Annotated in this window: 11 protein-coding genes; 7 read left to right on the top strand and 4 right to left on the bottom strand. The window is 60.0% G+C overall.

Features of this window, described 5'->3' with window-relative positions:
• The first annotated feature begins 88 nt into the window (after window positions 1-88).
• Both VFO93_RS06460 and VFO93_RS06455 read left to right on the top strand, forming a co-directional pair.
• On the top strand, window positions 89-952 hold the full coding sequence (locus tag VFO93_RS06460; RefSeq protein WP_325133528.1) for a helix-turn-helix transcriptional regulator: 864 nt from the start codon (window positions 89-91) through the stop codon (window positions 950-952).
• Between the two features lie 104 nt (window positions 953-1,056).
• Window positions 1,057-1,455: a DUF983 domain-containing protein gene (locus tag VFO93_RS06455; protein WP_235998494.1), complete on the top strand. Its 399-nt coding sequence runs from the start codon at window positions 1,057-1,059 to the stop codon at window positions 1,453-1,455.
• Between the two features lie 67 nt (window positions 1,456-1,522).
• On the opposite strand, the gene VFO93_RS06450 is transcribed toward VFO93_RS06455, so the two are convergent.
• A complete protein-coding gene (locus VFO93_RS06450; protein ID WP_325133527.1) occupies window positions 1,523-2,602 on the bottom strand; it encodes an NAD(P)-dependent alcohol dehydrogenase in 1,080 nt (359 codons plus the stop codon).
• A gap of 190 nt (window positions 2,603-2,792) precedes the next feature.
• On the opposite strand from VFO93_RS06450, the gene VFO93_RS06445 reads away from it, so the two are divergent.
• On the top strand, window positions 2,793-3,695 hold the full coding sequence (locus tag VFO93_RS06445; RefSeq protein WP_325133526.1) for an NAD(P)-dependent oxidoreductase: 903 nt from the start codon (window positions 2,793-2,795) through the stop codon (window positions 3,693-3,695).
• A gap of 119 nt (window positions 3,696-3,814) precedes the next feature.
• Here the strand turns inward: VFO93_RS06445 and VFO93_RS06440 are convergent, their stop codons facing one another.
• Window positions 3,815-4,417, bottom strand: a complete 603-nt coding sequence (locus tag VFO93_RS06440) for an FMN-dependent NADH-azoreductase (protein WP_198991765.1) — start codon at window positions 4,415-4,417, stop codon at window positions 3,815-3,817.
• Window positions 4,418-4,777: 360 nt separating this feature from the next.
• On the opposite strand from VFO93_RS06440, the gene VFO93_RS06435 reads away from it, so the two are divergent.
• From VFO93_RS06435 to VFO93_RS06420, 4 genes are all read left to right on the top strand, one after another.
• On the top strand, window positions 4,778-5,428 hold the full coding sequence (locus tag VFO93_RS06435) for an outer membrane beta-barrel protein (protein ID WP_325133525.1): 651 nt from the start codon (window positions 4,778-4,780) through the stop codon (window positions 5,426-5,428).
• Between the two features lie 335 nt (window positions 5,429-5,763).
• Complete coding sequence (gene serA / locus VFO93_RS06430; RefSeq protein WP_325133524.1) at window positions 5,764-7,665, top strand: phosphoglycerate dehydrogenase; 1,902 nt, start codon at window positions 5,764-5,766, stop codon at window positions 7,663-7,665.
• Window positions 7,666-7,725: 60 nt separating this feature from the next.
• Entirely contained in the window at window positions 7,726-7,989 is a 264-nt protein-coding gene (locus tag VFO93_RS06425) for a DUF6364 family protein (protein ID WP_325133523.1), read from the top strand.
• Entirely contained in the window at window positions 7,986-8,405 is a 420-nt protein-coding gene (locus tag VFO93_RS06420; RefSeq protein ID WP_325133522.1) for a PIN domain-containing protein, read from the top strand. Before VFO93_RS06425 ends, VFO93_RS06420 begins: the two co-directional genes overlap by 4 nt.
• Before the next feature lie 81 nt (window positions 8,406-8,486).
• Here VFO93_RS06420 and VFO93_RS06415 read toward each other — a convergent pair whose 3' ends face one another.
• Entirely contained in the window at window positions 8,487-8,882 is a 396-nt protein-coding gene (locus VFO93_RS06415; protein ID WP_325133521.1) for a hypothetical protein, read from the bottom strand.
• A 110-nt stretch (window positions 8,883-8,992) separates the two neighbouring features.
• A complete protein-coding gene (locus tag VFO93_RS06410) occupies window positions 8,993-9,364 on the bottom strand; it encodes a helix-turn-helix domain-containing protein (protein ID WP_325133520.1) in 372 nt (123 codons plus the stop codon).
• Window positions 9,365-9,594: the final 230 nt, after the last annotated feature.

Raw genomic sequence — 9,594 nt, 5'->3', positions numbered from 1 at the left:
GATGCTTCGACTGCGCTGCGCTTCGCTCAGCATGACCCGTTTTTTTAAGACCTTTAAGCCACGTAATAAGTCTATCCAATTCGCACGTTTGAAAGCCCCTACCCCACCGGTGCTGGCGCTGGCCCCGTTTCCGCACGCCCGCACGCCCTACTACGCCGAGCAGCTGCGCGCGCACGTCGAGCGGTTTCCGCACGTGAATGCGCCGCACGGGCACTCCTTTTACCTGTTGCTGTATGTCACGCAGGGCTCCGGCACGCATACCGTGGACCTGGTAACGTATGACCTAGGGCCGGGCAGCGTGTTCTTCCTGGCGCCGGGGCAGGTGCACCAGTGGCACCTAGGGCCCGATGCCGAGGGCATCGTGGTGTTTTTCGAGCCCAGCTTTTACCAGTTTCGCTACCCCGAGCGCGACCTGCTGGCGCTGCCTTTCTTCGACAATGCCCACCCGCCCGCGCTTTACCTGCCGGCTGCTAATGAGCTAGCACCGCTCTTCGAGCAGCTGCTGCACGAGTACCAGACCGACCACCCTAACCAGGCCGAGGTATTGCGCGCCTACCTAGGGCTCATCCTGGAGCTGGCTACCCGCCACTACCCCACTGCCCCGGCCACTACCGAGGCCGGCCTGGCCCAAAGCCAGATTCGGCAGTTTGGCGCGCTGCTCAACCAGCACTACCGCACCCGCCGCGGCGTGCGCGAGTACGCCGAGCTTTTGCACCTAACGGCCAACTACCTCAACGCCCTTTGCCGGCGCGTATTGGGCCAAACGGCCAGCGACCTCATCCACGCCCGCGTGGTGCTCGAAGCCCAACGGCTGCTCACGCATACAGCCCTGAGCGTGGCGCAAGTAGCCGATGAGCTGGGCTTCGATGACCCATCATATTTCGGGCGCTACTTTCGTAAGTACGTGGGCCTGAGCCCCGAGGCGTTTCGGCAAAAAGGTAACTTGTCCTAGAAGAGGCCGTAATTGGGCTAGTCGGGTGGGGCGTGCGGGTCGGACCTTTGTAGTGCCCATTCGGCTAGTGCCCTTTGTGGCTTCACTCCTTGACTCCTACCATCATGGCTGCCCCTGCCTCTCCCACGCTTGCCCTGCTTTCGCTGCGTTGCCCCCACTGCCACGAGGGGCGTTTGTTCACCCATTCGGCCTTCAACCTGGCGCACTTCACCGACATGCCCGAGCATTGCGAAGTGTGCGCCGTGCCCCTCGAGCCCGAGCCCGGCTTCTACTGGGGCGCCATGTTTATCAGCTACGGCTTCAACGTGGCCACGGTGCTCACGATAGGCGCACTGCTCTACTTTGTGGGCGGCGACCCCGACGTGTGGGTCTATGTGCTCACGGTGGCTGGTGCGGCGCTAGCGCTGGCCCCGGCTGCCCTGCGCTACTCGCGGGCACTCATGCTGTACTGGTTTGGCGGGGCGCGCTACCGCTTCGACCCAAGGCGGTTAGCCAGGGCTTAGCCCTAGGTACCCAAAAAGGCCCGGTGCTACGTGTAGCGCCGGGCCTTTTTTAGTGGGTTATACGCTGCTACTCCGCGTTTTTCAGCGTGGCCATGTCGATGACGTAGCGGAAGCGCACGTCGTTATCGAGCATCTTGTCGAAGGCCTCGTTGATGTCCTGCATGTTTATCACCTGCACCTCGGGCGCGATGTTGTGCTCGGCGCAGAAGTCAAGCACCTCCTGCGTCTCAGCAATGCTACCGATGATGGAGCCCGAAATAGAGCGGCGGTGCATGGCCACCTCCATGTTGTTGACGGGCAACTTATAGGGCCCTAGGAGGCCCACCGTCGTGAGCACGCCGTTGCGCTTGGCCAGCTTCACGTAGGTATTGATGTCGAAGGCATCGGGAATGGTAATGAGGATGAAATCGTACTGCGACTCGTGGGCTTCCATCGCCTTCGAGTCGCTCGAAATCAGCACTTCGTGCGCGCCTAGCTGCTCGGCAGCCTCGCGCTTTTTCTCGTCTTGCGTAATGGCCGTAACCGTGGCGCCCAGCGCCCGCGCTAGCTGCACGGCCATGTGGCCCAGCCCGCCAATGCCCACCACGCCCACGCTCGTGCCGGGGCCTACATTCCAGTGCTTGAGGGGCGCGAAGGTGGTAACGCCCGCGCACAAGATGGGCGCGGCGGCCTCAATATTCAGCGCCGCCGGGATGCGCAGCACAAACGACTCCTTCACCACAATATCAGTCGAGTAGCCGCCGAAGGTGTTGAAATCCTTATTCTGCGGCTTCATGTAGCCGTTGTAAGTGGCCGTCCAGCTCACAGGGCCTTCGCAGTAGTTTTCTTCGCCGTGGGTGCAGGGCTCGCAGCTGCCGCACGAGTCGACCATGCAGCCTACGCCCACTATGTCGCCCACCTTGTACTTGGTTACGGTGCTGCCCACTTCCTTTACCCGGCCCACCACCTCGTGGCCCGGCACGCAGGGATAAATCGTGTTCATCCAGTCGTTTTTGGCTTGGTGCAGGTCGGAGTGGCACACGCCGCAGTACAGCACCTCGATGTGCAGTTCGTCGGGCTTGGGCGCGTAGCGCTCGATTTCCATCTCCTTGAGGCCGTTGAAGATGGAGTTGGTAGCGCCGTAGGCTTTTACTTTGTAAGCTTCCATGAAATCTGGTTGGTTTTAGAGAGAAGAAGGAAAGTCTCTCTTAAACGCCCGCCAGGTGAGGGGGTTGGTTGGCCTGAGGTATAAAATTCGGCCCTCGGGGCACCCGTGGCTGGTAGCCGCCGCGCTTTTTGCGTATGCGCTGGCAGCCGGCCGCGGCCGGTGCTTTCACCTCCCGACTACTTCCTTTCTTATGAGCAACCAACCACAAGCCCCGCGCCGCCGCGTGGCCGTAACCGGCGGCACCGGCAAGCTGGGCCGCGTGTGCGTGCAAGACCTGCAAGCCCACGGCTACGACGTATTTGTCATTGACACCGTGGCGCCCGCCAAAGGCATTCCGCACATCATCGCCGATTTGAGCGACTTCGGCCAGACGATTGACGCGCTTTCCTCGGTGGGGTTCGACATCCACGCTGGCGTGGGCAACGATGCCTTCGACGCCGTGGTGCACCTGGCGGCCTTCCCCACCCCGCGCCAGTACCCCGATGCCCACTTGTTTCAAAATAACATGATGGGCACCTACAACGTGTTTGAAGCGTCGCGCCGCCTGGGCATCCGCAACGTCATCTGGGCCAGCTCCGAAACCACCCTAGGCGAGCCTTTCGAGAACGACGCACCCTACGCCCCCGTGGACGAAGACTACCCCCTGCGCGCCAAAAGCGCCTACGCCCTGGCCAAAGTTTTGATGGAGGACATGGCCCGCCAGTTTTGCTACCAAACGCTCGACCTGAAGCTCGTCGGCCTACGCTTCTCGAACGTGATGGAGCCGCAGGACTACGAAAAATTTGCCAGCTACCAGGCCGACCCCGAAGAGCGCAAATGGAACATGTGGGCCTACATCGACGCCCGCGACGGCGCCCAGGCTATCCGCAAAGCCATTGAGTGGCAAGCCACCGGCATGCACCCCTTCATTATCGCCAACGCCGACACAGTGATGGAGAAACCATCGGCCGAGCTGATGAAAGAGGCGCTGCCCGGCGTGGAGGTGCGCAAGGACCTAGGCGAGCACGAAACGCTGCTTTCGATAGAAAAGGCGCGCCGCGTGCTCGGCTACGAGCCCACCCACACCTGGCGCGACAAGGCCAACTGGAAGTAGCCAGCTACCGGCCTTTTACTTAAAAAAAGCCCCCATTTGGGCCACGCTGCAAGTAGTAGCGCGGCCCAAATGGGGGCTTTTTAAGCTAACGAAAGCACTAGCGAACCAGCGCAGTGTGCTTAAGCAGTGATAGTCACGCTATCCAGACCTTTTTGCACGGCGGTGTCCTGCACGCCGGGGATAGCGAGGCCTTCGGCACGTACTACGGTCACGTCGGTCATACCTAGGAAGCCGAGCACGGCCTTCAGGTAGGGAGCTACGAAGTCGTAGCCGGCCGACGGGCCTTCCGAGTAGATGCCGCCGCTCGACATAGCCACGTACACTTTCTTGCCGGTGATGAGGCCCTGGGGCGCGCCATCGACATACTTGAACGTGATGCCGGCGCGGGCAATGTGGTCAACCCAGGCCTTCAGCGTCGAGGGGATGCCGAAGTTGTAGAGCGGCGCGCCAATCACGATGATATCGGCGTCCTTAATCTCCTGAATGGCATCGTCGGAGTGCTTAGCAGCGGCCGATTGCTCGGGCGTGCGGCTTTCGGCCGGCGTGAAGAACGACTGAAGCTTGGCCTCCTCCAGGTGCGGGAAGGGGTTGGTAGCCAGGTCGTGGACTACTACGTTGCTGCCGGGATGAGCAGCTTGCAGCTTCTCGATGATACCATTGGCGAGCTGGATGCTGGCCGAAGCCCCTTTGCGCGGGCTGGAAATGATGTGCAGAATATTCATAAAGATAGTAAGGGTGGCCAGTGGCCGGTAGGAATAGCAGATTGATTACGGCTACAAATGTACATACATTTTATGTACCCACATTGTTTTAATAAGTCAGTTCATTTTTTCTTTAATATCACTTCCTAGCAATAAGCTTCTGCCAACTCACGCCATAGCCTTGGCGCCACGCATACCCAGCCTGACACGCTGAAGCCGACGCCTCAGCAGAGGAAGGCATCTATAGTTTCATATTTTTCACCTGCTTGCACAGCCATAAGGTTGGGCTTGCCGTTTAACGCGCTTGTGCTACCTGCCCAGCTTATCGGGCTTGGTTGCGCAGGCGCGTTTTCGTTTTTGCCACCCTGGCATTTCTTTTTTATGAAGCACTTTATCCTCCCCGCGGCGCTCGTACTGAGCGCCTTCACCGCCCACGCCCAAAAAGGCTCGCTCTACATCGGTGGGCAGGCCGGGTTCAACAACACCACGACCACCGCCGACAACGGTAGCATTAGCACCACTACCAGCAAGCTCAGCAACTGGAGCTTCTCGCCCGAAGTCGGCACCTTCCTCAGCAACCAACTGCAACTTGGCGTAGGCTTTACCTTCAGCGGCTCTCGGCAAGAGACGCCTGCCAATGGCATTAATATGGCCGCTATCACCAACCGCTATGGGGGCACGGCCTACAGCCGCTACTTCTTCGGCGAAGGCAACTTTCGGCCCTTCGTGGGCCTCAACGTGTCGGTGCTGCCCGGCAACAGCCGCACCGAAAACACCGGCGCCGTAAACTCGACTACCAGGTACAGCACCTTCGATTTCGGAACCAACCTCAACGCGGGCTTCGCCTACGGTCTCAACAAGCGCTTGGCCGTGGTGGGCTCGTTTGGCACGTTCGGCTTCCAGCGCTCGACCTCCAAGCAGGACAATACCAATAACAAGACCACGACTACCAACTTCGGCCTCAACGCCAACACCTTAGGCAACTTGTTTACGGTAGGCGTGTACTACACCTTCCGGCAGCCAGCCGAGTAGTGTAAAATGCGGTAGCTCGCGCCCATTGGCTAGTTTGGCTATCAATTGATGGTAAAACCAGCTGGCCAATTTAGTTGCTTCTTAAATTCTTGGTAGCAGCACGACTATTAGCTCTCAGCTACCGGGAATAAGGCTTTGGTTAGATAGACTATTAGTGCCGCTTCATGCTGCATAAATCATAACAGTTGGCAGAATAATCGGCTTCTGGCTCGCGAAAGCGGAGCCAGAAGCTTGACTGACTCCTTCTTAAGCTAGCTTATTTCAAATTTGGTAAAATTTGAATAAACTACATTGACATAGTCTGACAAGGTAGCGCCCGCCCCATCTTTGCGCTCATGCCCGACACTGCCGCCCCTCTCCCCTACCTCGTTTTCGACTTCGACTCGACCTTTACCCAAGTAGAAGGCCTCGATGAATTAGCCGCCATTGCCCTCACTGGGCAGCCCGACCAGGCCCAGCGCGTGGCCGCCATCAAGGCGCTCACCGACCAGGGCATGGCTGGCGAAATCGGCTTTCAGGAATCCTTGAGTAAGCGGCTGGCCCTGCTGGGGGCGCACCAGCAGCACCTAGGGCCATTGGTGACCCACCTGCGCGGCAAAGTGAGCGAGAGCATCCGCCGCAACGGCGACTTTTTCCGGCAGCACGCCGACCGCATCTATGTGGTGAGCAGCGGCTTCCGCGAGTTTATCGAGCCCGTGGTAGCCGAGTTTGGTATCGCGGCCGACCACGTGCTGGCCAATACCTTCACCTTCGACGATAGCGGCGCCATCACGGGCTGCGACGCCGGCAACGTGCTGAGCCGCGACGGCGGCAAAATTCAGCAGCTGAAAGACTTGCAGCTCGATGGGCCGGTGTACGTGCTCGGCGATGGCTACACCGACTACCAGATTCGCGAGGCCGGCCTGGCCAAGCGCTTCTACGCCTACACCGAAAACGTGAGCCGCCCCACCGTAGTGGCCGCCGCCGACGAGGTGCTCCCGACTTTTGACGAGTTTTTGTACCAATTGAAGCTACCCATGACCCTGAGCTACCCCAAAAACCGCATCAAGGTATTGCTGCTCGAAAACCCCGATGCCCGCGCCGCCGAGCTTTTCCGCCAGGAAGGCTACCAGGTGGAGCTGGTGCCCGGCGCCCTCGACGAAGACGAGCTGATTCAGCGCATTGAAGGCGTGAGCATCCTCGGCATTCGTTCGAAAACCAACGTGACCGAGCGCGTGCTGGCCGCCGCCAACCGGCTCATCGCCATCGGGGCCTTCTGCATCGGCACCAACCAGATAGACCTGCCCGCCGCCATGCGCAAGGGCGTGGCCGTGTTCAACGCGCCGTTCTCCAACACCCGCTCGGTAGTCGAGTTGACGCTGGCCGAGCTTATCGTGCTGGCCCGCCGCATCCCGGAGAAGAACCCCAAGATGCACGCCGGCGAGTGGGACAAGTCGGCCAAAGGCGCGTTTGAAGTGCGCGGCAAAACGCTGGGTATCATTGGCTACGGCAACATCGGGGCGCAGCTGTCGGTAGTGGCCGAAGCCCTGGGCTTGAAAGTGCTGTACTACGACGTGGCCGAAAAGCTCCAACTCGGCAACGCCACCAAGGTGAACACGCTCGAAGAGCTGCTGCCCCAGGCCGACATCGTGACGCTGCACATCGACGGCCGCCCCGAAAATAAGAACTTCTTCGGGGCCAAGCATTTCGCCCTAATGAAGCCCGGCGCACTGTTTATCAACAACGCCCGCGGCCACGTGGTGGACGTGCCGGCCCTGGCCGAAGTGCTGCACAACGGCCACCTCGGCGGCGCGGCCATCGACGTATTTCCCTACGAGCCCAAAACCAACCAGGAGGTGTTTGAGAGCGAGCTACGCGGCCTGCCCAACGTGCTGCTCACGCCCCACATCGGCGGCAGCACCGCCGAGGCCCAGCGCAACATTGCCGAGTTTGTGCCCGAGCGCATCATGCAGTACATCAACACCGGCAACACCCAGCAGAGCGTCAACTTCCCCAACATTTTGCTGCCCACGCAGCAGGCGCACCGCCTCATCCACATCCACGCCAACGTACCCGGCGTGCTGGCCAAAATCAACAACGTGCTGGCCACGCACCACGTCAACATCCTGGGCCAGTACCTGAAAACCAACGAACTGGTGGGCTACGTGATTACGGACATCGACAAGGCCTACGACCAAGACGTGATTCAGGCCCTGCGCGAGGTCGAGCACACCATCAAGTTCCGGGTGCTGTACTAGCCGAGTGGCAAACTACTTCGCCGCGCCGGCCGTTCTTTTAAAAACTTGACTTCTTGCGCCATGTCTCAGCTCACTATTACTCTCGACGACAACCTGATACAATTCCTTCGGCATCAGGCTCACCAACGGGGCCAGGAACTAGATAGCTGGGTAGCAGATTTGTTGGCGGAGGCAGCCCGGCCAGTAGCTGAGCCCGTAGCTCCCGCACTGGTCTATCCTTCCGTGAGCACGGTTCAAAAACTGTACGGGTCGTTGAAGGCACCGGCAGATTTTGATTATAAAAAAGAGCTGGAAGACGGACTAGCTGAGAAATACGGGGTATGAAGCACTTCTTTTTGGACACCAACGTACTACTCGATTTTATTTTACGGCGGGACGACTTTGGCCCGGTTGCCCGCCAATTATTTGAGGCGGCTTCGGACCGGCGGGTTACGCTTTACATTTCAGTGCTGTCGTTCAGCCATATTTACTACGTGCTTCGCAAGACCAATTCGGCAGCGGAGCGCTTACAGGCCCTGACAGAATTAGCGGCAGCGACTAACATCATCGCGCTAGACCGCCCCGTTGTGGAAGCAACCATAGCATTAGGCTTCGCCGACTTCGAAGACGGCCTGCAATACTGCGCCGCCCGCACGGTACCCGCCATTGAAGCCATCGTGACGCGTGACCCCAAGGGCTTCGCAGCCGGGGCGCAGCTGGTGCTCACGCCGCCCGAGGCGCTGGCGCGGCTAGCGGCTTAAGCACGCGCCAACAGCCTAGTGCTACTAAAAAGCGCTGTACTCCGACGAGGAGTACAGCGCTTTTTCTATTACGGAGCGGTTCTACTCGGCGGCCGGTTGCTCTTGCTGCTGTTGCTCCGGCTGCTGCTGCTGCTGGGCCAGCAGTTCGGGCGGCAGCCGGAGCGCCACCTCAAAGGGCACCTGCCGCAGCTCGTGCACCGGCACGCCGGCCCGGATGTCGGCCAGCAGTTCGCTGAGCAGTTGGATGGCCTGCGGGGTAGGGCAGCGGTATTTGCGGCTAACGTAGCTGGTAGCCAGGCCGGCCCACTGGGCGATGCTGTACTGAATGAGCTGCAGCGTGTCGTCGGGCGCTTCGAGCAGCTCGGGCTGCTGGTTTAGGCGGTCGGCTTCTTCCAGGTGCAGGCGGGTGGCATTCATGGCCAGGCCAAAGAGGGTTTTGTCGCGGCGCAGCTGGCGCAGGCGGGGGGCAGAGGGCATAGTAGAAAAGCGTAAAGAAGCTCCCAAAAAAGCTCCCAAAGGTAACCAAAGGCGCGGCCGCCGATATACCCGGCCGGCCGGTAGCCCGTGGCCACCAGCCAGCGCGGCGGCTACTGGCCGCGCTCGGCCAGCAGGGCGTGGTAGCGGGCCAGCAGCTCGTCGTATTGCCGCACTTTTTCGGCTAGCTGCTCGTGCACCTGCAGCAGCTTGCCGCGGCAGTCTTCCAGGCTCAGGGGCGCGTAGGGAGCGGATGGCTCGGCAGCCACGGAAACAGCGGGTAGCAGGCCCCGGATTTCAGTGGAGAAGTCGTAGGCGATGGCCTCCCCTACCTGGCGAATGAACGCCAGGCTCAGGTTGGGCACCTCGTACTGCCGGTAGAGCGACGAGCGCGACACGCCTAAGGTTTGCGCCAGCTTGGCTTGGTTGACGCCCGCTTTGCGGATAGCGGCTTTGATAATCTCGCCCCGGTGTTGAGTAGCCATTCGCAGAGTGTGCGGAAAGGTGGCAAATCTGGGACAGTATAGGGACGGTTTGTGGGACGATTTTGAAGCTTGAAACTACCAAAATAGGCTACATTTGAGGCTTATTTGTCCCAATAATGTTCCAGAGCTTCCTATGAATGGCCTCAGCCTTGACCTCGCCGCCCAGCGCCTGACCCAGCTGCGCCAGCTTTTCCCGGAGGCCGTGCGCGAAGGCCGCTTGGATGTAGACC

Origin of the sequence: Hymenobacter sp. (assembly GCF_035709525.1) — a bacterium.
Classification (GTDB): domain Bacteria; phylum Bacteroidota; class Bacteroidia; order Cytophagales; family Hymenobacteraceae; genus Hymenobacter.
The sequence above is the reverse complement of the archived record's forward strand: the minus strand, read 5'-3'. Positions and strand labels throughout refer to the sequence as shown.

What these genes read in the sequence shown, in the direction of transcription:
- VFO93_RS06455 (WP_235998494.1), top strand. Translation starts at nt 1,057, where the DNA reads ATGGCTGCCCCTGCCTCTCCCACGCTTGCCCTGCTTTCGCTGCGTTGC.
- VFO93_RS06450 (WP_325133527.1), bottom strand. Translation starts at nt 2,602, where the DNA reads ATGGAAGCTTACAAAGTAAAAGCCTACGGCGCTACCAACTCCATCTTC.
- VFO93_RS06445 (WP_325133526.1), top strand. Translation starts at nt 2,793, where the DNA reads ATGAGCAACCAACCACAAGCCCCGCGCCGCCGCGTGGCCGTAACCGGC.
- VFO93_RS06440 (WP_198991765.1), bottom strand. Translation starts at nt 4,417, where the DNA reads ATGAATATTCTGCACATCATTTCCAGCCCGCGCAAAGGGGCTTCGGCC.
- VFO93_RS06435 (WP_325133525.1), top strand. Translation starts at nt 4,778, where the DNA reads ATGAAGCACTTTATCCTCCCCGCGGCGCTCGTACTGAGCGCCTTCACC.
- serA (WP_325133524.1), top strand. Translation starts at nt 5,764, where the DNA reads ATGCCCGACACTGCCGCCCCTCTCCCCTACCTCGTTTTCGACTTCGAC.
- VFO93_RS06425 (WP_325133523.1), top strand. Translation starts at nt 7,726, where the DNA reads ATGTCTCAGCTCACTATTACTCTCGACGACAACCTGATACAATTCCTT.
- VFO93_RS06420 (WP_325133522.1), top strand. Translation starts at nt 7,986, where the DNA reads ATGAAGCACTTCTTTTTGGACACCAACGTACTACTCGATTTTATTTTA.
- VFO93_RS06415 (WP_325133521.1), bottom strand. Translation starts at nt 8,882, where the DNA reads ATGCCCTCTGCCCCCCGCCTGCGCCAGCTGCGCCGCGACAAAACCCTC.
- VFO93_RS06410 (WP_325133520.1), bottom strand. Translation starts at nt 9,364, where the DNA reads ATGGCTACTCAACACCGGGGCGAGATTATCAAAGCCGCTATCCGCAAA.